The sequence below is a fragment of the Herbaspirillum frisingense GSF30 genome, from assembly GCF_000300975.2.
In the GTDB taxonomy this organism is placed as follows: Bacteria; Pseudomonadota; Gammaproteobacteria; order Burkholderiales; family Burkholderiaceae_D; genus Herbaspirillum; species Herbaspirillum frisingense.
Window position 1 is genome coordinate 31,712 of the sequence record NZ_AEEC02000028.1, and the last position, 24,331, is coordinate 56,042.

Genomic DNA, 24,331 nt, shown 5'->3' on the forward strand with positions numbered 1-24,331 from the left:
TGCATCCCGCATGCAGGCTGCGCCAGTGTCCATGATGAAACAAAAAAGGCCGCTGGAAAAGCGGCCTCGGTAAATATTTTAGTAAATTGTGGCAGACATGCCGACAACTCCCCTGAACTGGGCGGGGCTGCGCGCCGATTCACGATCCCGGTGCGCGCATGCCCCGTCGCGGGTCACGCCAGCTTACTTGGCGGCGTCATCCGCGCTGACTGCAGCGGCACCCTTGAGCAGCTTGGTCTTGGCCTTCTCGCGCAGGTAGTCCAGGTAAGCCAGGGCTTCCTGTTGCGACAAGGCGGCCACGATCTGTTCCTGCTCGGCCTTGCGGCGGGCGGTGTCGACGGTCTTGGGCTGTTCCACCTTGGTGACGCGGTAGATCTGGTAACCCAGGCCCTGCGTCTCGGCGCCGACGTAGGCCGGCAGCTTGGCGGTATCGGCCTTCATGACGGCATTGAAGGCTTCCTGAGTCCAGCCGTCGGACTTCACGCGCGAGACCACCTTGGCATCGCTGAAACCGGTGGCGTCATCCTTGGCCTGCAGCTGTGCCAGGCGTTCCTGGCCGGCCTTGACCGCCAGTGCCTGTTCTTCCTGCTGCAGCACGGCCTTTTGCACATCGGCCTTGACCTCCTCGAACGGACGCTTGGCCACCGGCTTGTAGCTGGTCATGCGGCCGGCCACCAGGGTATTGGGGGCAGTCTGCACGGCTTCGGTATTGTGCTTGGCCTTGATCACGTCGTCGGTAAACAACGCCGTCAGGAACTTGGCATTGTTGTACGGCAGCGGGCCAGCGGCCGGGTTGAGCGCACGGGTCACGCCGGTGGCGGTCTGGATCTTCAGCTTGAGCTTGTCGGAGACCGCCTTGAGGCTGTCGCCGTTTTCATAGACCAGGTTGTTGAACTGGTCGGCCATTTCCGAATACTTCTTGGCGGCGATCTGCTTCTTGATCTCGGCGCCGATCTCGGCCTTGACCGATTCCAGCGGCTTGACGGCGGCCGGCTTGATGCCGGTCACTTCGATCACGTGATAGCCGAAGTCGGATTCCACCGGATCGCTGATCTCGCCCTGCTTGAGGCTGAAGGCAGCATCTTCGAAGGGTTTGACCATGGCGCCCTTGGCAAAGTAGCCCAGGTCGCCACCGTTTTCAGCCGAACCCGGGTCCTGCGAGTTGGCCTTGGCCAGCTTGGCGAAGTCGCCCGGGTTCTTGCGCAGTTGCGCCACCAGGCCTTCGGCCTTGGCCTTGGCAGCAGCCTTCTCGGCTGCCGGCGCATCCTTCTTGACGGTGATCAGGATGTGGCTGGCACGACGCTGTTCTTCGGTGGCGTACTGCTTCTGGTTCTGCTCGTAGTAAGCCTTGATGTCGTCGTCGGTAACGGCAGCCTGGGCGGCCACGGCGGCAGCGTCCAGCACCACGTATTCGATGTCGGCCTGCTCCGGGGTCTCGAAGCGGGCGCCGTTCTTGTCATAGTAGGCCTTGAGCATGTCGTCGCTCACCTTGACCTGGGCGGCATAGCTGTCCGGCTTGAAGTTGAGCATCTGCACCGTGCGTTCCTGATCGTTCAGGTTCGACAGGTTCTCGGCCACGGTCCGGGGCGCGAAGGCAGTGCTCTGGATGGCCGCGTTCAACTGCTGCACGGCCATTTCACGGCGCAGGCCGGCTTCGTAGGACTTGGGCGTCATGCCCTGGGCTGCCAGCAGCACGCGATACTGTTCATTGTCGAAGCTGCCGTCCGGCTTGGTCAGGCCGGGGATCTGCAGGATGCTCTGCTGCAGCACCTGGTCCGGCACCACCAGCTTGTTGGCCACCACTTCGGCACCCAGAGCGCGCTGGGCGATCAGGTTGTCCAGGATGGCGCGACGCGCCTGCGGGCTATCGAAGATCTTGCTATCGAACTGGTTACCGTACACCTGGCGCATGCGCTCCAGTTGCTGGCGGTGCGCGGCGTCCCATTCTTCCTTGGTGATGGTCTGGCCGGCCACCTTGGCCACGCCGCTGTCGTCGGTCAGGCGGCTATAGCCCTCCAGGCCGAAGAAGGCGAACGACGGGAAGATGAACAGCAGCAGCAGGAACTGCATCAGGCGCTGGTGAGTACGAATGAAATCAAACATGAATAGCCAATCAATAAACGATCTGGTCAATGAAGGTCAGCGAGGACTGCCGCCGGGCGTCCGCGGATAACAAAAAGGGCGAACTCGCGTTCGCCCTGATCCGGCGCAAGCCCTTGGGCCCGGGACGCACAACGCACACCGTCGTGCTCGCGCGACATTATACACATGCCAATGCCCTGAGGCATCTTTGCGGCCCTGCCGCCCCCTAGCGGTCCATCTGGGCCAAGGCCACGCTGCGCAGCTGGAAACGGCCGTCATTATTGAACAGCCAACTCTCCGAGAGTTCGATACGGCCCTGCTTCAACAGCGCCGGTGGCGGTTTGGGAAAGGGGGCGGCCGTCTTCAGGCTGCCCAGGGCGCTGGCTTCGGCGTGCTTGTCGCGATTGCTGCGCAGGATTTCACTTTTGAGCAGATTGCCATCCCCATCGACGATGTACTTGATCACGATCACCGAGCGCAGCAACGCCTGCGGCCTTTCCACATAGACACTGGTGAAGTTGACCTGGGAAATGCGCTTGGCCAGGTCGACCTTGTAGCCATCCACGGTGGTCGCCGTGGAGGTACCGTCTTCGGTGGTCTTTTTTTGCTCGATGAGGGTGCGCGCCAGCTCGTCACGGGTTTCCTGGGTACTTTCCGGGGCCGAGCAGGCGGCCAGCATGGCCGCCACGCCCACGCCCGAGATGGCCAATCGCCTGACCAACTGCCGGGGCGAGGTCGGCAGCCGCGCCGGCCTGGTGCGTGTATTCATTCTGGTCTCCTCTCAGATGAACGATCTTGATTCACTCAATGCCGCTCGTCAATGAAGGATTGGACCGCAAATCGCCGTGCCGATTCCCTGCTCCCGGGAGTCCGGGCGGGCATCCATAGCTTCAATCTATAGCAAGGATTCTGGTCCGCTATTGCAGCAGGGGGTGTCATCCAGCAGTCATATTTTCACCGTACCATCCGCATGCTTTCCACCCCCGGCTGCGCCCCGCAACTCCGCACGGGCGCTGCGTTTGGGCAACAACGCGAGCTAGCGAGACCACTTCCGAGATGATGCAAAATCCTTCTTCCGCCGCGCTTGCGCTGCTGCCCTGCCAGGACCCGCAGGAGCACAGCGAGACCGGCTTCCTGACCGTGCAGGGCATCGAAAAGCGCTTTGGCGCCTTCACCGCGCTGGATCGGGTATCGCTGGAAGTGCGTCGCGGCGAGATGGTCTGCCTGCTGGGGCCGTCCGGATGCGGCAAGACCACCCTGCTGCGCACCATCGCCGGGTTGGAACGCCAGGACGCCGGCCAGCTCCACGCCGGCGGGCGCGATATCTCCCACTTGCCGCCCCAGGCGCGCGATTACGGCATCCTGTTCCAGTCCTATGCCCTGTTTCCCAACCTGACGGTGGCCGATAACGTCGCCTACGGCCTCACCGGCATGAAGCGTGATGCACGCCGGGATCGGGTCGCGGCCATGCTGGACATGGTCGGCCTGGGCGGCAGCCAAGCCAAGTATCCCGGCCAGCTCTCCGGCGGGCAGCAACAGCGCGTGGCACTGGCCCGCGCACTGGCGCCGTCACCGTCCCTGCTGCTGCTGGACGAACCGCTGTCGGCCCTGGATGCCCAGGTACGCGAACACCTGCAACTGGAAATCCGCCGCCTGCAAAAGCAGTTCGGCATCACCACCCTGATGGTCACCCACGATCAGGAAGAAGCCATGGTCATGGCCGACCGCATCGCCGTGATGCAGCACGGTCGCATCGAACAGTTCGGCACGCCGGCCGAGATCTACCGGCGCCCGGCCACGCCCTTCGTGGCCGACTTCATCGGCCATGCCAACTGGCTGCCCTTTACCCGCATCTCCGGCTCGCAGGTCGCGGTGGGAGCGCTGCGCCTGGAAATCCAGGCCGAGGAAGCGGAACTGCCCAGCGGCCGCCTGTTCTGCCGCCCGGAATCGATCGAACTGTTTGCCACCGACGCCACCGCCAACCGTTTCCAGGCGCGGGTGACCGACCGCATCTACCTGGGTAACCGCTACCGCCTGGCACTGGCTGCCGACGCGCTGCCCGGCCAGACCCTGCTGGCCGATGTCAGCGACCAGGCCCATGAACGCCTGGCCGCCCTGCCCGCCAACGACGGCCTGTGGGTGGCCCTGCCGCGCCAGGCCCTGCAGGTGTTTGCCTGAATCTGCGATGAGCCTGCCCTCCTCCCTTTCTTCGTCCGCCATGGCGATCGAACCATCCGTGCAGCCCGCCCCGGCCCTGCCCCTGAGCACGGTCGATCGCAGCCAGGGCCTGCTGGCCGGACTGAAATGGCTGTTACTGGCCGTGCTGCTGATCGGCCTGGGTGGGCCGTTGCTGTTCATCCTGGCGCAGGCGGTGCTGCAGCCCGATGGCAGCTGGGCCGGTGCGGCGCCGCTGATGGCACTCTTCGCCAACATCAATTTCCTGCCCATGCTGGGGCGCAGCCTCTGGGTCTCGGCCATGACCGCCGTGGTCACGGTGCCGCTGGCCTATGTCTTCGCCTATGCCCTGCAGCGTACCTGCATTCCCTTCAAGGGCCTGTGGCGCGGGATCGGCCTGTTGCCGCTGCTGGCACCGTCGCTGCTGCCGGGCATCGCGCTGATCTACCTGTTTGGCAACCAGGGGCTGTTCAAGGAATGGATGGACGGCAGCATCTATGGCTTCTGGGGCATCTTGCTGGGTGAAGTGTTCTACACCTTCCCGCATGCCATGATGATTCTGCTGTCGGCCCTGTCTCAGGCCGACGGACGCCTCTACGACGCCGCCCATGCCATGGGCGCCTCGCGCTGCCGCATCTTCCGCACGGTCACCCTGCCGGCCACGCGCTATGGCATCTTCGGCGCGCTGTGTCTGGTCTTCACGCTCACCATCACCGACTTCGGCGTGCCCAAGATCACCGGCGGCGCCTACAGCGTGCTGGCGGTGGAAGCCTACAAGGCGGTGGTCGGCCAGCAGCAGTTCGGGCGCGGTGCGCTGATCGGCTTGCTGCTGCTGGTGCCGGCCCTGCTGACCTTCGCCCTGGACGGCTGGCTGCAGCGCCGCCAGCGGGCCAACATGAGCAGCCGCTCGGAAGTCTATGTGCCCCGCCCAGACTGGCGGCGTGATGGCCTGAACCTGCTGACAGTAGTCTTGATCGCCGCCGCCATCCTGATGATGATCGTGGTGGCCATGGGCGCCTCGCTGGTCAAGCTGTGGCCCTACAACCTGCAACTGACGCTGCAGCACTACGACTTCGACAACATGGACGGCGGTGGCTGGCTGGCCTATTTCAACAGCCTGAAACTGGCCTGCGGCACCAGCGTGGTCGGCACCGTGGTGATCTTCAGCGGCGCCTGGCTGATGGAAAAGACCCGGGGCCAGGCGTCGCTGTCCGCGCTGCTGCGCATGCTGTGCTTCCTGCCGATGGCGGTGCCGGGACTGGTGCTGGGCCTGGGCAGCCTGCTGTTCTTCAACCATCCGGCCAATCCCTTCAACTTCCTGTACGGGACGATGAGCTTGCTGGTGCTCTGCTCCATCGTGCACTTCTACACTACGGCCCACCTCACCGCCGTTACCGCCCTCAAGCAGCTCGATCCGGAATTCGAGGCCGCCTCGCTGTCGCTGAAGGTGCCGCTGCTAAAGACCTTTATCCGGGTCACCGTGCCGCTATGCCTGCCGCAGATGCTGGAGATCTTCCGCTACCTGTTCGTCTCCTCGATGACCACGGTCTCGGCGGTGATCTTCCTGTACCGCCCGGACACCGTACTGGCCTCGGTGGCGGTGCTGAACATGGATGATGCCGGCGATGTCGGCCCGGCCGCCGCCATGTCCACCCTGATCCTGCTGACCTCGGCCGCCGCCGCGCTGCTGATGCACCTGGCCGGCAGCCGCTGGCTGGCGCGTGCCCAGGCCTGGCGTCGTGGACGCGCCCACTGACCGGGTTTCTCCCCTTGTCCGCTTTTACCCTCGCACTTTTTTACCCTCGCGTTTCCGACGCTTTTTCAACCTAGCCATTCACAGACGAAGGCCATCATGAAAAAAACCAAGCTGTTTTCCCTGCTCGCATCGGTGATCGGCGCCGGCATGCTGTTGGCGGCACCAGCCGTGCACGCGGCCACCACGCTGACCGTCTACACCGCCCTCGAAGCCGACCAGATCAAGGCCTACCAGGCCGCCTTCCAGAAGGCCAATCCGGACATCGAAATCAAGTGGGTACGCGACTCCACCGGCATCGTCACCGCCAAGCTGCTGGCTGAAAAGGCCAACCCGCAGGCCGACGTGATCTGGGGCCTGGCCGCCACCAGCCTGGCCCTGCTGGACAAGGAAGGCATGCTGACCCCGTACGCACCGCAAGGCCTGTCGGCCATCGACGGCAAGTACCGCAGCGCCGCCAATCCGCCGGCCTGGGTCGGCATGGACGTGTGGGCCTCGGCCATCTGCTTCAACACCGTGGAAGCGCAGAAGCGAGGTCTGCCCAAGCCGACTTCCTGGGCCGACCTGACCAAGCCGGTCTATGCCGGCAAGATCGTCATGCCCAATCCGGCCTCTTCCGGTACCGGTTACCTGGACGTCTCGGCCTGGCTGCAGATGATGGGCGAAGACAAGGGCTGGGCCTACATGGACGCCCTGCACAAGAACATCGGCCAGTACACCCACTCCGGCTCCAAGCCCTGCAAGCAGGCGGCCACCGGTGAATTCCCGATCGGTATCGCCTTTGAGTACCGCGCCGTGAAGACCAAGAAGGAAGGCGCGCCCATCGACGTGATCCTGCCGGCCGAAGGCCTGGGCTGGGACATCGAAGCTACCGCCATCGTCAAGGGCAGCAAGCACCTGGAAGCAGCCAAGAAGCTGGCCGATTTCTCCGCCAGCAAGGAAGCCATGGCCCTGTATGAAAAGAACTTCGCCGTGGTCGCCATCCCCGGCGTGGCCAAGCCGGACGAGCTGCTGCCGGCCGACTACGAGAAGCGCCTGATCAAGAACGACTTCACCTGGGCCAGCACCCAGCGCGATCGCATCCTGACCGAGTGGAGCAAGCGCTACGAAAGCAAGTCCGAGAAGAAGCAGTAACTTCTCCGGGGCTGTGACGAAGTCCACCGGAAGCGTTCGACCTGAGCAGGCCCGGGCCGGGCCGTATCGAAGCCGGCCCTGAACTTGTCGAAGGGGCACACAGACGGCGATCCTTCGATACGCGGCGACGCCGCTACTCAGGGCGAACGGTCATCTGGGTCGCATCTTCGACACAGCCCCGCGTTGACAGAACTTCGGCGCCATCGCAGCCCAGCCTGCGACGGCGCGCAGAGAGGACCACAGGACGCCGACAGAGCGTCCGTCCACAACAGGCAGCACCACATCTCGCAACCGTATCCGATGGAGCCATCCCCATGACGCAATCCCCCTCAGAACACGATCCGCAACACTTCGACCTGGCCGTGGTCGGGTCCGGCATCCTCGGCCTGGCGCATGCCTATGCGGCCGTCAAGCGCGGTCTCAAGGTGGCCGTGTTCGAACGTACCGGCACCCCGCTGGGCGCTTCCGTGCGCAACTTCGGCATGGGCCTGGTGACCGGCCAGCCGCCTGGCATCATGCTCGACCTGGCACGTGAAAGCCGCGCCATCTGGCTGCACCTGGCCGCGCGCGCCCACTTCAGCGCCCGCGAAGCCGGCACCCTGCTGTTTGCCCGCAGCGAGGCCGAGCACGATGTGCTGCAGGAATTCATGATGGTGCGCGCCCGCCAGTACGACTACCGCGCCTCGCTGCTGGAGGGAGACAAGCTCAATGCCCTCTACAACGGCCGCTTCCGCCATCACCGTTCGGCCCTGCATGGCACCGAAGACCTGCAACTGTATTCCCGCGAGGCGATGCCGGCGCTGGTGGCCTACCTGCACTCGCAGGGCGTGCATTTCCGCTTCAATACCCTGGTGCATGGCACGGCCGATGGCCGCCTGTCTACCACGGCCGGCGAGTTCCGTGCCGAGCGCGTGGTGGTCTGTTCGGGTCACGACTACCTGACCCTGTTCGCCGATCGCCTGCAGCCGATGAACCTGAAACAGTGCCGCCTGCAGATGCTGCGCCTGAAGACCGAAGAGCCGCTGCCACTGACCCATGCGGTGCTGACCGGGCTGTCCTGCACCCACTATGGCGCCTTCTCGGACCTGCCGACCGCGCGCGCAGTACATGCCGAGATCGAGGCCAATGCGCCCCTGCTCAACAAGCACGGCATCCACCTGCTGGTCAGCCCCACGCCGTACCAGGAACTGATCGTGGGCGACTCGCACCACTACGGCAGCGATTCGCCACCCTTCAACAGCGAAGAGATCGATGAGTTGATGGTGGGCCTGGTGGAACACACCCTGGCCACCCGGGTCAAGGTGATCGAGCGCTGGCAAGGCGTCTACGGCAGCAAGGGCCCGGGACCGTTCTCGGCCCTGCCCATCGATGCCCACACCTCGGTGGTACTGATGCACACCGGCATCGGCATGAGCGTGGGCCTGGGCCTGGGCGAGCGCGTGGTCAAGGCTTTGCTGGAAGGTGACAGCCTGCCTACGCCCACTGCCCAGCCGGCACCGGCGACGGCGCTGGCCTGATCGTTTCACCCTCGGCATCCCTCTCCGGCGCGGCGGCCTCGCTGCCGCGCCGGACATGCCGGGCAAACGACGTGGCGCAGGTTTTCTGCCGGCCCGCATTTTATTCCCCACGTTCTCTTCCGCTTTCCCTTCCCGCTACACCTGCCCTGACGTCCGCTTCAGGTTTTTCTGCCTGTTCCTGACAGAAAAAACTTCACTCTTTGTCTGGACAGATGCGAGCCCCCTGACATCCTCGCTGCATCGCAATAGCCACTCCCCACCCTGCAAAGCCTTGCCAGAGGCCACTTTACCTGCTGCAGCGCAACCTGAAATCGCCGTCCTGCGCTGTAAGCTTGTGTAAGTTTGAAGCAAGTCTTGCGTAAGTTTGACGTCGCACACTCCCGGCATGGACAAGTGGGTCCTTACGCAAGCAATGCGAAGCCAATATCGCGGTTTGTGTCTGACGGGGAAGGCGAGGGAGGAATCTTCATGCTGTCTCCGGTGCGTTCTTGCATAACGCCCCATTCGACCATCTGTTGCACCTGTTGCATCGCAGGGTCCGTACCCCGGGTACCGCAGGCATCCATGCAGTAGCAATATCAATTAAAACCAAGGAGACAAACATGACCACAGCATCAGTCAACACGACTGCGCGCGGCATCACACCGGAGGAGAAGAAAGTCATCTTCGCCTCGTCGCTAGGCACCGTTTTCGAATGGTATGACTTCTACCTCTACGGCTCGCTCGCGGCCATCATCGCCAAGCAGTTCTTCGCCGGCACCGATCCCAACACTGCCTTCATCTTCGCGCTGCTGGCCTTTGCCGCCGGCTTCATCGTGCGCCCCTTCGGCGCGCTGGTGTTCGGCCGCCTGGGTGACCTGGTGGGTCGCAAGTACACCTTCCTGGTGACCATCCTGATCATGGGCGCATCGACCTTCATCGTCGGCGTGCTGCCCAACTACAACTCCATCGGCATCACCGCCCCGATCATCCTGATCATCCTGCGTATCCTGCAGGGCCTGGCACTGGGCGGCGAGTATGGCGGTGCGGCTACCTACGTGGCCGAACACGCGCCGGAAGGTCGTCGCGGCGCCTTCACCGCCTGGATCCAGACCACCGCCACGATGGGCCTGTTCCTGTCGCTGCTGGTGATCCTGGGCGTGCGTACTGCGGTGGGTGAAGCCGCCTTCGCCGACTGGGGCTGGCGCATTCCCTTCCTGGTCTCCATCCTGCTGCTGGCTATCTCGGTGTGGATCCGCATGTCCATGAACGAGTCGCCCGCCTTCCTGAAGATGAAGGCTGAAGGCAAGACCTCCAAGGCTCCGCTGACCGAAGCCTTCGGCCAGTGGAAGAACCTGAAGCTGGTCATCCTGGCGCTGGTGGGCCTGACCGCCGGCCAGGCCGTGGTGTGGTACACCGGTCAGTTCTATGCCCTGTTCTTCCTGACCCAGACCCTGAAGGTCGATGGTCCCACCGCCAACATCCTGATCGCTGCCGCCCTGCTGCTGGCGACGCCCTTCTTCCTGTTCTTCGGTTCGCTGTCGGACAAGATCGGCCGCAAGCCCATCATCCTGGGTGGTTGCCTGATCGCCGCCGTCACCTACTTCCCGATCTTCAACGGCCTGACCCACTTCGCCAACCCGGCGCTGGAATCGGCTCTGCAAAAGTCGCCGGTGATCGTGACCGCCGACCCGGCCAGCTGCCAGTTCCAGTTCAACCCGACCGGCACCAAGAAGTTCACCTCGTCCTGCGACATCGTGAAGGCCAAGCTGTCGGCCGCTTCGGTGAACTACCAGAACGTGGCAGGCGCACCGGGCTCGGTGGCCACCGTCAAGATCGGCGATCGCGTCATCACCTCCTATGAGGCCAACGGCCTGTCCAAGGAAGATGCGGCCGCCAAGGACAAGCAACTGTCCAAGGAACTGGCTGACGACATCAAGGCTGCCGGCTATCCGAGCAAGGCTGATCCGGAGCAGATCAACAAGCCCATGGTCCTGCTGCTGCTGTTCATCCTGGTGCTGTACGTGACCATGGTCTACGGTCCGATCGCCGCCGCCCTGGTGGAAATGTTCCCGACCCGCATCCGCTACACCTCCATGTCCATGCCCTACCACATCGGTAACGGCTGGTTTGGCGGCCTGCTGCCGACCACCTCCTTCGCGCTGGTGGCCTTCAAGGGCGACATCTACTACGGCCTGTGGTACCCGATCGTGATCGCCATGATCACCTTCGTGATCGGCCTGCTGTTCGTCAAGGAAACCGTGCACAACAACATCCACGACTGACCGCAAGACATACCCGCTCTAACGCCCCGCGCCCTGTCGCGGGGCTTTTCTTTTGTGCGTCGCGACCGTGGCAGTCGATATGCCTGCGGGCTCTCGCGAACAAGCTCAAGTTGTGTCCTGCCCCCTCCCCGCAGCAAAAACATTCCAATCCTCCAGACAAGCCCATCAGGAAATCTCCGATGGACGCGTTGCTGAACATTTATAAACTAGGGCCAATGACACAGACGCTGCGTCGCGCGCAGGAAAATCCCTCTCAGGAGGGGCGCCAGCCCTGCCAGTGCGCATGACAAAAACCAACCATGTAAGCCCTTTGCCATGACATTCCTTGATTCTTTCCGATTCCTATCTCGTCTCAGCAAGAAGAAAGCCGATACGCTGGGGCAGCTCGCCGCCATTGACAAGGCGCTGGCCGTCATTGAGTTCAGCCTCGACGGAAAAATCATCAAGGCCAACAAGAATTTCCTCGATCTGATGGGCTACTCGCTCGTCGAGATCAAAGGCCAGCACCATCGCATTTTCGTGGCAGAGGAAGAACGCAATACGCCGGCGTACGCAAAATTCTGGGAAAAGCTCGCGCGTGGCGAATTTGAACAGAGTCTCTATCGTCGCATCACGAAATCGGGGGCCGAGGTCTGGATTCAGGCCACCTACAATCCCATCATGGATGCTTGGGGACGGCCCTTCAAGATCGTCAAATATGCGCGCGACGTCACGCACCAGCAGCTACAGGTGGCCGACTTCTCGGGCCAGATCAAGGCGATCAACAAGGTCCGCGCCGTGATCCAGTTTGATGTCGCAGGAAACATACTCCACGCCAACGACAACTTCCTGCAGGCGGTGGGCTATACACTTGCTGAAATCCAGGGCAAGCATCATTCCATCTTCGTCGAGCAGACCGAGCGCGCATCTCCTCAATACAAGGATTTCTGGCATCGCCTGGGCATGGGGCAAGCTGATGCAGGGCTGTATCGCCGCGTCAAGAAAAATGGCGATCCCTTGTGGCTACAGGCGAACTACAACCCCATCTTTGACATGAATGGCCGCGTCTTCAAGATCGTCAAATATGCGACCAACGTCACCATCCAGACACAGGCCACCCAGACTCTGCAGGCAGCGGTGAAGGGCCTGACCGGCGCGCTCAGTGAGGGATCGAGCAGTGCGCAGAAGGCGAACAATCTCGTCAAGGCGACCTCCTCCGTCGTTGTGCAAGGGGGGGACGTCATGAATGAAGTCGTTCATAAGATGAGCGCAATCAATGCCAGCGCGGCAAAGATTACCGAGATCATCGCCGTGATCGACGAGATCACCTTCCGCACAAATCTGCTTGCCCTGAATGCGGCAGTCGAGGCTGCGCGAGCCGGCGAGCACGGGCGAGGATTTGCCGTGGTTGCCAGCGAAGTGCGCAGCCTGGCACAACGCACGGCGGCCTCGGCCAGTGAGATCAAGACCCTGATCGGTGAATCGGTCAACGAGGCCCGGGAAGGATCTGACCTGGTCACGAACGCGGGGAAGACCATGAGCACCATCGTCGAGTCGATCAACAACATCAGCGAAATCATCGAGACGATCAGCGTCTCCGCCCACAATCAGACCAATGAGATCGAACATGTCAACGGGGCGTTGGAGCAGTTGCAAATCCTGATGAAATAAGCCGGGGCGGGAAAAGTGGGATTAGGGCCTGTTCACATTTAATCTACGAGTGCGAGAGGTCGCCAAGCGTTGACTGCCTAGGCGCAGCGACGCGCCGTAGTGGTGCTACGGCAAGGAGCTGCAACAACGGCAGGCGACGCTTGGCGGCCTCTCCCGGAGGGTTGGCGCCAGAAGGCGCGCTGGCGGCGTTGCACGTCAGGGCTGGTGGCACCACCACCAACCCTGACGCGCGCCTTGCCACCACGCCTTCTGGCGCCAACGCATCTCGCAGATTAAATGTGAACAGGCCCTAGTCGCGGTTAGCACTGATCAGCAGCGACGATCCCTACCACTCGCGGCGATTGACGCTTGCGCTGCTCGGACTGGCAAGGGCCCCATGCCTCACCATTCGCCGATTTCCCTATTCCCCGATTTCGCACCCAGCTTCCGATCGTGATCGGGCGCAGCCTCCACCGGGCCACTGACGCAGCTCACAACGGAGACCTACGCGCCCTGGAGGCGGGTCTTGGCGTGCTCGCCAGGCTGGACGGGTTCGCCCGCCCGGCCTTCTCTTCCACCAGTTCCATCAAGCCCTGTGCCGCAATTGACAGGCTGCGCCCCTTGGGCGTGACGGTCAGCAAGGGCCGCACCAGGTCGGGGGCATCCAGCGGGATGGCCACCAGCTCCGGCAGGCGGAACTGGAACAAGGTCAGCTCCGGCACCACGCTCACGCCCAGGCCGCTTTCGATGAGGGCGGCCACGGTGGCCAGGTGCTCCACTTCCAGTCCGGTATGGATCACCGCGCCCGGGCGCAGGGCTGCATCCAGGTGCTGGCGTACGCTGGTGGAACGGGCCAGGTGGATCATCTCGCAGCCGGCCAGTTGCGCTATCTTGATGCGGCGCTTGCCGGCCAGCTTGTGGTCGCGTCGACAGACCAGATAGAACGGATCGCTGTACAGCGGGCGGGTATCGAACTCCAGCAGGTTCGGTCCCGGCGCGGTCAGTGCGATATCGGCCTTGCCCTGGCGCAGCAGGTCCAGGCAGTGGTCTGAAATGGCGTCGAACAGCTCCAGCATCACCCCCGGATAGCGACGCCGGTACTCCGCCAGCACCGGCGGCAGCCAACCCGCCGCCAGCGAGGGCAAGGCGGCGATGGCCACCCGGCCCTTGCGGCGCGCCACGTAGTCGCTCATGTCGGCGAAGGCGGCCTCGATGTCGTGGACCAGCTGGCGTGCCACCTGCACGAACAGTTCACCTTCCGGCGTCAGGGTCACATTGCGGGTATCGCGCTCGAACAGCCGCGCCCCGGCGGCGGCTTCCAGCTTCTGGATCATGGCGCTGAAGGCGGATTGCGAGACATGGCAGCGCTCGGCCGCATGGCCGAAATGGCGACAGTCGACCAGGGCCAGGAAGGCCTGCAGCAATCGCGTGGAGATATTGGTTTGCATGGCGAAGGTGGGCCGGCAATTATCCTGAAAAACCGGTCAATCAATCGAAAAAAGCGACTTTACAACAAAATCGACCGCCACCTACACTCGCCCTGCTCACCTCCCGCAGCCTCAGTACACAACAATGATCCGGCGCGTTGGAAGTGATGACAACACAAGAACATCAAACCAAACACCGGAGACACGCATGTTAGCCCTGCTAGGCTTTGTCACGATCGTATCCTTGTTCACCGCCATCCTCACCAAGAAGATGTCGCCGCTGGTGGCGCTGATCGCCATTCCCATCATCGCTGCGCTGGTCGGTGGCTTCGGCCTGCAGACCTCTAAGTTCATCGTCCAGGGCGTGACCGCCATTGCGCCGGTGGCGGGCATGTTCGTGTTTGCGATCCTGTTCTTCGGCATCGTCACCGATGCCGGCATGCTGGACCCCATCATCAGCCGTATCCTCAAGACGGTGGGCAGCCGGCCCACGCGCATCGTGCCGGGTACTGCCCTGCTGGCGCTGCTGATCCACCTGGACGGCTCGGGCGCGGTGACTTTCCTCATCACCATCCCGGCCATGCTGCCGCTGTACAACCGGCTGGGCATCGACAAGCGCATCCTGGCCTGCGTGGCCTCGCTGGCGGCCGGGGTGAACTTCCTGCCCTGGACCGGGCCGATGATCCGCGCCTCGGCGGCGCTGCATATCCCGGTGTCGGACATCTTCACGCCGCTGGTGCCGGTGCAGCTGGTGGGGCTGGCCTTTGTCTTCATCGCTTCCTACCTGCTGGGCCTGAAGGAAGAACGTCGCCTCGCCCTGGGCAAGGGTTCTACGGTGGACTTCGTGCAGCAGCACGAGCTGACCGAGGCGCAAATGAAGATCCGCCGACCGCAGAATTTCTGGGCCAACATCGTGCTCACCGTGTTCGTGCTGGGCGTGATGATCAGCGGCAAGGTCGATCCGGTGGTGATGTTCATGATCGGCGTGGTGCTGGCCCTGATGATCAACTACCGCGACGTGACCATGCAGCGCGAGCGCATCGACGCCCACGCCAAGGCCGCGCTGCTGATGGCCAGCATCCTCTTCGCCGCTGGCGTGTTCACCGGCATCATGACCAAGTCGGGCATGTTGACCGCCATGGCCAAGACGGCCGTCGGCCTGGTGCCGCCCGACATGGCCGGCCATATTCCGGTGGTGCTGGGCCTGCTGTCGATGCCGTTGTCGCTGCTGTTCGACCCGGATTCCTTCTATTTCGGCGTGCTGCCGGTGATCGCCGAGGTCAGCCACATGCTGGGCGTACCGACCATCCAGGTGGCGCAGGCGGCGCTGCTGGGCCAGATGACCACCGGTTTCCCGGTCAGCCCCCTGACCCCGGCCACCTTCCTGGTGTGCGGCCTGGCCGGCATTGAACTGGCGGACCACCAGAAGTACACCATTCCCTTCCTGTTCGGCGCCTCGGTGGTGATGACCATCGCCTGCGTGGCGCTGGGCCTGTTCCCGCTGTTCTGATCCAGCGACCGGCCCCGGGAAAGAAACGTTTTTGGAGCATTGCATGACCCATGATCCGCAACGCGTCGTGCGCATCGGCGCCGGTGCCGGCTACTCGGGCGACCGTATCGAACCGGCGGCCGAGCTGGCCGAACAGGGGCAGCTGGACTACCTGATCTTCGAATGCCTGGCCGAGCGCACCATCGCCATCGGTCAGCAGGCGCGGCTGGCCGATCCGACCAAGGGCTACGATCCGCTGCTGGCCGAGCGCATGTACGCCGTGCTCAAGACCTGCGCCGACCAGGGCGTACGCATCATCACCAACATGGGTGCGGCCAATCCGCAGGCGGCAGCCCAACGCATCCGCGAGATCGCCCGCGAACTGGGCCTGACGCAGCTGAAGGTCGCCGCCGTCATCGGCGACGACGTGCTGGAGGCGGTGCAGGCCGGCGACTTCCGCATCGAGGACAATGGCCAGCCGGTGGCATCCCTGGGAGAGCGCCTCATCTCGGCCAATGCCTACCTGGGCGTGGCCCCCATCCTGGAAGCCCTGCAAGCCGGCGCCGACGTGATCGTGACCGGCCGGGTGGCCGATCCGGCACTGGTGCTGGCGCCATTGGTGTACGAATTCGGCTGGGCTGCCGATGACTGGGACAAGCTGGGCCAAGGCACCGTGGTCGGCCATCTGCTGGAATGCGCAGGCCAGATCACCGGTGGCTACTTTGCCGATCCTGGCAGGAAGGATGTGGCCGGGCTGGCGCGATTGGGCTTCCCCATCGGCGAGATCAGCGCCGACGGCAGTGCCGTCATCACCAAGGTCGCCGGCTCCGGTGGCCAGGTGACGGCGCAGACCTGCAAGGAACAACTGCTTTATGAAATCCATGATCCCGCCGCCTACTACACGCCGGACGTGATCGCCGATTTCTCGCAAGTCCAGATCACCGAAATCGGCCCTGACCGCGTCGCCATCACCGGCGGCCGTGGCCGCGCGCGCCCGGAAACACTGAAGACCACGCTGGGCTACCGCGACAGCTTCATCGGCGAGGGCCAGATTTCCTATGCCGGACCAGGGGCGCAAGCTCGCGCCCAGCTGGCTGCCGACATCGTACGCGAGCGCCTGGCGCTGACCGGCGTGCAGACCGACGAACTGCGCCTGGACCTGATCGGCGTGAACGCCATCAGCAGCGCGCAGATGGCGTCGGCGGCCCGGGCGCCAGAGCCACAGGAAGTGCGCCTGCGCGTGGCCGGGCGCACGGCCAGCATGAAGGAAGCGGTACGCATCGGCAACGAGGTCGAGACCCTCTACACCAATGGCCCGGCCGGTGGCGGTGGCGCGACCAAAGCCGCCCGCGAGGTCATTGCCGTGCTATCGCTGCTGCTGCCGCGCAGCCTGGTGCACCCATCCGTTCATATCGAGGAGGTCTGACATGCAACTCAGAGACATCGCCCATTCGCGTGCCGGGGACAAGGGCGACATTTCCAATATTTCGGTGATTGCCTACCGCATCGAGGATTACGCCCTGCTGGAACGAGAACTGACCGCCGAGCGGGTGCGAGCGCATTTTGCGGGGGTCGTGCTGGGAGAGGTTGTGCGCTACGCCTTGCCGCAGCTGGGAGCACTCAATTTCGTGATGCAGCGCGCACTGGGCGGCGGCGTGACGCGCTCATTGGCGCTGGATGCGCATGGGAAAGCGTTGTCGGGGGTGATGCTGGGGATGGAACTGTAGTATTGAGAATCATCTGAAAATTCTCGTAACACGAGAAGAAAGAAAGAGCGCTATTTTGGCTGCAGTTAGGTGACATTAGAGCGACGTTGGAGCGATGCGGAGAACCTTTGTCGGTCATAAATTACCCCAGGGAAAAATAGGCAAGTTTTCACCGATTACTTCGTCTGAAACTGCGTACATTGCGACTGTCCAAAGCCGGCAAGATTTGGTATCGTCCGCCCGTGATTCATTCTCGCACTGCATCAGCTCCCTGCTGATACTCTCCCCCCATTATGAAAAAACCAACTCGACTCGGCACGCCGCTTTCTCCTTCCGCCACCAAGGTCATGCTGCTGGGCTCCGGCGAACTGGGCAAGGAAGTCATCATTGCCCTGCAACGCCTGGGCGTGGAAGTGATCGCCGTTGACCGTTATGAAAACGCGCCCGGCCATCAGGTCGCGCATCGCGCCCATGTGATCAACATGACCGACGGCGCCGCCCTGGCCGCATTGATCGAGCAGGAGCAGCCGGACCTGATCGTGCCCGAGATCGAGGCCATCGCCACCGAAACCCTGGTCAAGCTGGAAGAAGCCGGCCGCGCCCGTGTCATCCCGACCGCCCGCGCCGCCTGGCTGACCATGAACCGCGAAGGCATCCGCCGTCTGGCCGGTGAAACACTGAGCCTGGCGACCTCGCCCTATCGCTTCGCCGACAGCCTCGACGAGCTCAAGGCCGCCATCGACCAGATCGGCTATCCGTGCGTGATCAAGCCGGTCATGTCCTCCTCCGGCAAGGGCCAGTCCAAGATCGACAGCGCCGACGAGATCGAAGCCGCCTGGAACTACGCCGCCGCCGGCGGCCGCGTGGACTCCGGTCGCGTGATCGTGGAAGGCTTCATCGACTTCGACTACGAAATCACGCTTCTGACGGTGCGCTCGCTCAACGAAAACGGCGAGACCATCACCAGCTTCTGCGACCCCATCGGTCACGTGCAGGTCAAGGGCGACTATGTCGAATCCTGGCAGCCGCACCCGATGCCGGGCGCCGCGCTGGAGAAGGCCCGCGACATCGCCCGCAAGGTCACCGAGAACCTGGGCGGCCTGGGCCTGTTCGGGGTGGAACTGTTCGTCAAGGGCGACATGGTCTGGTTCTCCGAAGTCAGCCCGCGTCCGCACGACACCGGCATGGTCACCATGGTCAGCCAGGTGCAGAGCGAGTTCGAACTGCATGCCAAGGCCATCCTCGGCCTGCCGGTCAATACCGCCCTGCGTACCCCGGGTGCGTCGGCCGTCATCTACGGCCAGCATGAAGCCCGTGGCATCGCCTTCGACGGCGTAGCCGAGGCGCTGCGCATCCCCGGCGCCGATATCCGCCTGTTCGGCAAGCCGGAGTCCTTCGCCCGTCGCCGCATGGGCGTGGCCCTGGCCGCCGCCGACAATGTGGAAACTGCCCGCATCCGCGCCAAGCAGGCCGCAGCCAAGGTCAAGCCGGTGATCCCGGAATAAGCGTCGCAAACGATCTGGCCGACGGGCTCCGAGTTGCATCGGAGCCCGTTTAGTTTTGGGGCCGGCAACGCGGCGGGGAAACGATATAAACAATATGCCCGTCGGCTCTGGTTATAATCGTCGGCTCCCTCCACAACAGCAGCTTTGCTCACGATCATGAAGTGCGATGTCGCCATCATCGGCAGCGGTCTGGCCGGTCTCTCCGTAGCTCTCCATCTTGCCGAAAAGTATCAGGTCGTGGTCGTCTCCAAGGGCGAACTGCTGGACGGCGCCAGCAACTGGGCGCAAGGCGGCATCGCCGCCGTGCTGGATTCGGGCGACAGCCACGCCCAGCACATCGAGGACACGCTGGTGGCCGGTGCCGGCCTGTGTGACGAAGGCGCCACCCGCGCCATCGTCGAACAAGGGCGCCAGGCCATCGAATGGCTGATCGCCCAGGGCGTACCCTTCACCCGCGACGACAGCGCCGAGCTGGGCTACCACCTGACCCGCGAAGGCGGCCACAGCCAGCGTCGCATCATCCACGCCGCCGATGCCACCGGGCATGCGGTGCAGGTGACGCTGGAACAGCGCGTGCGCGCCCACCCCAACATCACCCTGCTGGAACACCACTGCGCCATCGACCTGATCCACGCCGGCAGGCGCGATCGCGAGGCCGAGCCGCGTTGCCTGGGCGTGCATGTGCAGGACAGCCAGAGCGGCCGGGTGCTGGCCATCGCCGCCGGCCGCACCGTGCTGGCCACCGGGGGTGCGGGCAAGGTCTATCTGTACACCTCCAACCCGGATTCAGCCACCGGCGACGGCATTGCCATGGCCTGGCGCGCCGGCTGCCGGGTGGCCAACATGGAATTCATCCAGTTCCATCCGACCTGCCTGTATCACCCCTATGCCAAGTCCTTCCTCATCAGCGAGGCGCTGCGCGGCGAAGGCGCCCTGCTCAAGCTGCCGGCCTCGGCCGGTGCGTCCGCCGGCCAGCGCTTCATGCCCGAGCACGATGCCCGGGCCGAGCTGGCGCCACGCGACATCGTGGCCCGCGCCATCGACTTCGAGATGAAGAAGCGCGGCCTGGACCATGTGGACCTGGACATCAGCCACCAGAGCCCGGCCTTCATCGCCGAGCACTTCCCGACCATCCAGGCCCGCTGCCTGGAGTTCGGCATCGACATCACGCGCCAGCCGATCCCGGTGGTGCCGGCCGCCCACTACACTTGCGGCGGCGTGGTGACCGACATGGCTGGCCGCACCGACCTGCCGGGGCTGTATGCCGTCGGCGAGACCGCCTATACGGGCCTGCACGGCGCCAACCGGCTGGCCAGCAATTCGCTGCTGGAGTGCGTGGTGCTGGGACGCGCCGCGGCTGCCGATATCGAGCGCGAACTGGCTGCTGGCACCTGGCGCGTGGCCGACCTGCCTGCCTGGGATGAAAGCCGTGTCACCGATGCCGACGAGGAGGTGGTGATCGCCCACAACTGGGACGAACTGCGTCGCTTCATGTGGAACTACGTGAGCATCGTGCGTACCGACAAGCGCCTGGAGCGCGCACAGCATCGCATCCGCCTGCTCAAGGAAGAGATCGACGAGTATTACGCCAACTTCCGCGTCTCGCGTGATCTGCTGGAACTGCGCAACCTGGTGGACGTGGCGCAGTTGATCGTCTCCAGCGCACTGATGCGCAAGGAAAGCCGGGGCCTGCACTTCAGCCAGGACTATCCGCGCACGCTACCCCGCGCCACGCCGACCATCCTGCCCGGGCGGCAATGATGCGCTAGTATCGCCCTGCCCTGGACCGGCTGGCCGGGGTAGCAAAGAGCTAGCCCGATAATAAAGCGACAAGGCCCGCCGGATTTCTCCGGCGGGCCTTGTCGTTCCAGCGTACGGACAGCGTCAGCCGACCACGCGCAGGGAAAAGTCGGTGGCCTGGATATCCTTGGTCAGGCTGCCGATGGAAATGCGGTCCACACCGGTTTCGGCAATGGCACGTACGGTCTGCATGTTGATGCCGCCGGAAGCCTCCAGCAAGGCGCGTCCGGCATTGATGGCCACGGCCTCGCGCATCAGCTCCAGCGAGAAATTGTCCAGCAGGATGGATTGCGCGCCGGCCTGCAGCGCTTCTTCCAGCTCCTGCAGGTTCTCCACCTCGACTTGGATGGTGACACCGGCATTGAGCTTGATGGCAGCCGCCACAGCGGCCGTGATGCCACCGGCAGCAGCAATATGGTTTTCCTTGATCAGGATGCCGTCGTACAGCGCCAGACGCTGGTTGGCGCCGCCACCGACGCGCACTGCGTACTTCTGCGCCAGGCGCAGGCCCGGCAGGGTCTTACGGGTATCCAGGATGGACGCAGCTGTACCCTGCACCACCTCCACGTAACGCCGGGTAGCGCTGGCAACGCCCGAGAGCAGCTGCAGGAAGTTCAGCGCACCGCGCTCGGCGGTCAGCAAGGCACGGGCCGGGCCTTCGATGGTGCAGACCTCGCTGTCGGCCGTCATCACCTCCCCTTCGGCGTAGCGCCAGCTGACCTGCAGACGCGGATCAAGGCGGGTCATGACGGCTTCGAACCAGGGCGCACCGCACAGTACGGCGGCTTCGCGCACGATCACGCGGGCCTTGACGAACTCGCTCTCCGGCACCAGCAGGCCGGTGTAGTCGCAGTCGCCGACGTCTTCGGCGATGGCCTGGTTGACGTTGGCATCGAAGGCCGCATGCAGTGCCGGATCGAAGGGTGCGAAGGGATTGCGCAGATTGCTGGCGGCGACGGTGGAGGCCGCGGACGCGGATTTGAGGGCGTGGAGAGTCATGCGGGGCCGATTCCTGCAAACAGTTGCTGTTCATCTTCAAGGCGCGCCGACGGGCGGACCTTGGCCTTGCGCTGGGCGGCGAAGTCCAGCATGCGATCGATGCAGACCACGGCCTGCTGGCCTATGGCGGGATCGACATGGATTTCGTTGGCGCCGGTTTCCAGCACGTGCAGCAGATTCTGCAAGCCGTTCATGGCCATCCACGGGCAATGGGCGCAACTCTTGCAGGTAGCGCTGTTGCCGGCCGTGGGGGCGTCGATGAAACGCTTGCCGGGGGCCGCGGCGCGCATCTTGTGCAGGATGCCGTTATCGGTGGCGACGATGAAGGCCGGGGCGTCAGACGCTTGCACGGCGGCGATCAGTTGCGAGGTCGAACCGATCACGTCGGCCTGGGCCACCACGGCCTCGGGCGACTCGGGGTGCACCAGCACCAGCGCATCGGGGTGTTCGGCGCGCATCAGTTCCAGTTCCACGCCCTTGAATTCGTCGTGCACCAGGCAGGAACCCTGCCACAGCAGCATGTCGGCGCCGGTCTGCTTCTGGATGTAGCTGCCCAGGTGCTTGTCGGGTGCCCACAGGATCTTCTTGCCCTGGGCATGCAGGTGCTGGACGATTTCCAGGCCGATGCCGGAGGTCACCATCCAGTCGGCCCTGGCCTTCACAGCCGCACTGGTATTGGCATAGACCACCACGGTGCGGTCCGGGTGCTGGTCGCAGAAAGCGGCAAATTCGTCGGCCGGGCAACCCAGGTCCAGTGAACAGGTCGCCTCCAGGTCGGGCATGAGGATGTGCTTTTCCGGGCTCAGGATCTTGGCGGTCTCGCCCATGAAGCGCACGCCGGCCACCACCAGGGTCTGGGCGGCGTGATCACGGCCGAAACGCGCCATTTCCAGCGAATCGGAGACGCAGCCGCCGGTTTCCTCGGCCAGGTCCTGCAGGTCTCCATCGACGTAGTAGTGCGCCACCAGCACCGCCTGCTTTTCCTTGAGCAGTTGGCGGATGCGCGCTTTCAGCTGCGCGCGTTCCTCGGGGCTGGGCGTGGCCGGTACCTTGGCCCACGCATTGGCGGTACAACTGCCGCCGGTCTCCATTTGCGGTCGCTCGAACTCGACGACCTTGGTTGCTGTTGCTTGCATGGCGGTCAACAATGCTTTGCGATGAGGGATTATTCGATGCCCTGGCTGGCCAGGTAGTCTTCGTAGTTGCCACGGAAGTCGATCACCTGGCCGTCCTTCACTTCGAGGATGCGGGTGGCCAGCGACGACACGAATTCGCGGTCATGCGAGACGAAGATCAGCGTGCCGGCGTACTTTTCCAGCGCGATGTTGAGCGACTCGATGGACTCCATGTCCATGTGGTTGGTCGGTTCGTCCATGAGCAGCACGTTGTGGCGGCCCAGCATCAGCTTGCCGTACATCATGCGGCCCTTTTCACCACCGGAGAGCACCTTCACGGACTTCTTGACGTCGTCGCCGGAGAACAGCAGACGGCCCAGGATGCCGCGCACGGCCTGGTCGTCGTCGCCTTCCTGGGTCCACTTGCCCATCCAGTCGGTCAGGGTCTCGCCGGCAGCGAATTCCTCGGTCGGGTCCTGCGGCATGTAGCCCACGTTGGCGTTCTCGGCCCACTTCACCTGGCCGGAATCGGGGTGCAGGCCGGTGACGTCGCCACCGATGCTGCGCAACAGCGTGGTCTTACCGGCACCGTTGGCGCCGATGATGGCGATCTTTTCGCCGGCTTCGACCATGATGCTGAAGTTCTTGAAGATGTCGCGATCATAGGTCTTGGTGATGCCCTGGGTTTCCACGGCCAGGCGGTGCAGCTTCTTCTCGCCTTCGAAACGCACGAAAGGGTTCACGCGGGAGGACGGCTTGATGTCCTCGACCTTGATCTTGTCGATCTGCTTGGCACGCGAAGTCGCCTGGCGGGCCTTCGACTTGTTGGCCGAGAAGCGGCGCACGAAGTCCTGCAGTTCGGCGACCTTTTCCTTGGCCTTGGCGTTCACAGCCAGTTGCTGGGCACGTGCCTGGGAGGAGGCCAGCATGTACTCGTCATAGTTGCCGGGGTAGATCTTTAGGGTGCCATAGTCCATGTCGGCCATGTGGGTGCAGACCTGGTTCAGGAAGTGGCGATCGTGGGAAATGATGATCATGGTGGAATTGCGCTCGTTGAGCACGTCTTCCAGCCAGCGGATGGTGTTGATGTCCAGGTTGTTGGTCGGTTCGTCCAGCAGCAGGATATCGGGGTTGGAGAACAGGGCCTGCGCCAGCAGCACGCGCAGCTTCCAGCCGGGGGCGACGTTGCTCATGGGACCGTTGTGCTGTTCGATGGGCACGCCCACGCCCAGCAGCAGTTCGCCGGCACGCGCTTCGGCGGTATAGCCGTCGAATTCGGCAAAGCGGGCTTCCAGGTCGGCCGCCTTCATGTAGTCGTCGTCGGTGGCATCCGGGTTGGCATAGATGGCGTCGCGCTCGGACATGGCATCCCACATCTCGACGTGGCCCATCATGACCACGTCCAGCACGCGCATCTCTTCGTAGGCGAACTGGTCCTGGCGCAATTTACCCAGGCGTTCGTTGACGTCCAGGCTGACGTTGCCGCCCGAGGGTTCCAGATCGCCACCCAGGATCTTCATGAAGGTGGACTTGCCGCAGCCATTGGCGCCGATCAGGCCATAGCGATTGCCATCGCCGAACTTGACGGAAATATTCTCGAACAACGGCTTGGCGCCGAACTGCATGGTGATGTTTGCGGTGGATAGCACTGCGAAAACCTTTTCAAAAATGTAACTTGCGTGCGCCAGTCCAGGCTACAGCCGCGGCACGCGAAACGGCGGATTTTACCACTGCGC

The 24,331-nt window shown here is 63.6% G+C and carries 17 protein-coding genes; 11 read left to right on the forward strand and 6 right to left on the reverse strand.

Annotated elements, in window-relative coordinates:
- Positions 1–183: 183 nt before the first annotated feature.
- Positions 184–2,103 (reverse strand): SurA N-terminal domain-containing protein, encoded by a 1,920-nt coding sequence (locus HFRIS_RS17700; protein ID WP_006712635.1) that lies wholly within the window; start codon positions 2,101–2,103, stop codon positions 184–186.
- A gap of 205 nt (positions 2,104–2,308) precedes the next feature.
- Entirely contained in the window at positions 2,309–2,851 is a 543-nt protein-coding gene (locus HFRIS_RS17705; protein WP_006712636.1) for a hypothetical protein, read from the reverse strand.
- A 287-nt stretch (positions 2,852–3,138) separates the two neighbouring features.
- Here HFRIS_RS17705 and HFRIS_RS17710 point away from each other — a divergent pair, with 287 nt between their 5' ends.
- The 6 genes from HFRIS_RS17710 to HFRIS_RS17735 all read left to right on the forward strand — a co-directional run bounded on the left by HFRIS_RS17710 (position 3,139) and on the right by HFRIS_RS17735 (position 12,575).
- Entirely contained in the window at positions 3,139–4,260 is a 1,122-nt protein-coding gene (locus HFRIS_RS17710; RefSeq protein WP_006712637.1) for a putative 2-aminoethylphosphonate ABC transporter ATP-binding protein, read from the forward strand.
- A gap of 7 nt (positions 4,261–4,267) precedes the next feature.
- The gene (locus HFRIS_RS17715) at positions 4,268–6,013 is read left to right on the forward strand and encodes a putative 2-aminoethylphosphonate ABC transporter permease subunit (protein ID WP_006712638.1); all 1,746 of its coding nucleotides are present in this window, start codon (positions 4,268–4,270) and stop codon (positions 6,011–6,013) included.
- A gap of 147 nt (positions 6,014–6,160) precedes the next feature.
- Positions 6,161–7,144 (forward strand): putative 2-aminoethylphosphonate ABC transporter substrate-binding protein, encoded by a 984-nt coding sequence (locus HFRIS_RS17720; RefSeq protein ID WP_420865069.1) that lies wholly within the window; start codon positions 6,161–6,163, stop codon positions 7,142–7,144.
- Positions 7,145–7,458: 314 nt separating this feature from the next.
- A complete protein-coding gene (locus tag HFRIS_RS17725; RefSeq protein ID WP_006712640.1) occupies positions 7,459–8,661 on the forward strand; it encodes a TIGR03364 family FAD-dependent oxidoreductase in 1,203 nt (400 codons plus the stop codon).
- A 602-nt stretch (positions 8,662–9,263) separates the two neighbouring features.
- A complete protein-coding gene (locus HFRIS_RS17730; RefSeq protein ID WP_006712641.1) occupies positions 9,264–10,925 on the forward strand; it encodes an MFS transporter in 1,662 nt (553 codons plus the stop codon).
- A gap of 315 nt (positions 10,926–11,240) precedes the next feature.
- Positions 11,241–12,575 carry a methyl-accepting chemotaxis protein gene (locus HFRIS_RS17735; RefSeq protein ID WP_006712642.1) on the forward strand — a complete coding sequence of 445 codons (1,335 nt, stop codon included), beginning with the start codon at positions 11,241–11,243 and terminating at the stop codon, positions 12,573–12,575.
- A gap of 470 nt (positions 12,576–13,045) precedes the next feature.
- On the opposite strand, the gene HFRIS_RS17740 is transcribed toward HFRIS_RS17735, so the two are convergent.
- Positions 13,046–14,002, reverse strand: a complete 957-nt coding sequence (locus tag HFRIS_RS17740; protein WP_006712643.1) for a LysR family transcriptional regulator — start codon at positions 14,000–14,002, stop codon at positions 13,046–13,048.
- A 187-nt stretch (positions 14,003–14,189) separates the two neighbouring features.
- Between HFRIS_RS17740 and HFRIS_RS17745 the strand changes: the two genes are divergently transcribed.
- From HFRIS_RS17745 to nadB, 5 genes are all read left to right on the forward strand, one after another.
- Positions 14,190–15,491 carry a CitMHS family transporter gene (locus HFRIS_RS17745; RefSeq protein ID WP_006712644.1) on the forward strand — a complete coding sequence of 434 codons (1,302 nt, stop codon included), beginning with the start codon at positions 14,190–14,192 and terminating at the stop codon, positions 15,489–15,491.
- Positions 15,492–15,534: 43 nt separating this feature from the next.
- Complete coding sequence (locus HFRIS_RS17750; protein WP_006712645.1) at positions 15,535–16,896, forward strand: acyclic terpene utilization AtuA family protein; 1,362 nt, start codon at positions 15,535–15,537, stop codon at positions 16,894–16,896.
- 1 nt (position 16,897) lies between these two features.
- The gene (locus HFRIS_RS17755) at positions 16,898–17,197 is read left to right on the forward strand and encodes an AtuA-related protein (protein ID WP_006712646.1); all 300 of its coding nucleotides are present in this window, start codon (positions 16,898–16,900) and stop codon (positions 17,195–17,197) included.
- 272 nt (positions 17,198–17,469) lie between these two features.
- Complete coding sequence (gene purT / locus HFRIS_RS17760; RefSeq protein WP_006712647.1) at positions 17,470–18,681, forward strand: formate-dependent phosphoribosylglycinamide formyltransferase; 1,212 nt, start codon at positions 17,470–17,472, stop codon at positions 18,679–18,681.
- Between the two features lie 156 nt (positions 18,682–18,837).
- Positions 18,838–20,442, forward strand: coding sequence for an L-aspartate oxidase (gene nadB, locus HFRIS_RS17765; RefSeq protein WP_006712648.1), 1,605 nt, complete (start codon positions 18,838–18,840; stop codon positions 20,440–20,442).
- A gap of 123 nt (positions 20,443–20,565) precedes the next feature.
- Here nadB and nadC read toward each other — a convergent pair whose 3' ends face one another.
- Genes nadC through HFRIS_RS17780 form a run of 3 tightly spaced genes read right to left on the reverse strand, consistent with a single transcriptional unit; the run spans position 20,566 to position 24,244 of the window.
- The gene (nadC, locus tag HFRIS_RS17770; RefSeq protein ID WP_006712649.1) at positions 20,566–21,480 is read right to left on the reverse strand and encodes a carboxylating nicotinate-nucleotide diphosphorylase; all 915 of its coding nucleotides are present in this window, start codon (positions 21,478–21,480) and stop codon (positions 20,566–20,568) included.
- The gene (gene nadA / locus HFRIS_RS17775) at positions 21,477–22,616 is read right to left on the reverse strand and encodes a quinolinate synthase NadA (RefSeq protein ID WP_039876301.1); all 1,140 of its coding nucleotides are present in this window, start codon (positions 22,614–22,616) and stop codon (positions 21,477–21,479) included. The genes nadC and nadA overlap by 4 nt, the downstream gene beginning before the upstream one ends.
- 29 nt (positions 22,617–22,645) lie before the next feature.
- A complete protein-coding gene (locus tag HFRIS_RS17780; RefSeq protein WP_006712651.1) occupies positions 22,646–24,244 on the reverse strand; it encodes an ABC-F family ATPase in 1,599 nt (532 codons plus the stop codon).
- Positions 24,245–24,331: the final 87 nt, after the last annotated feature.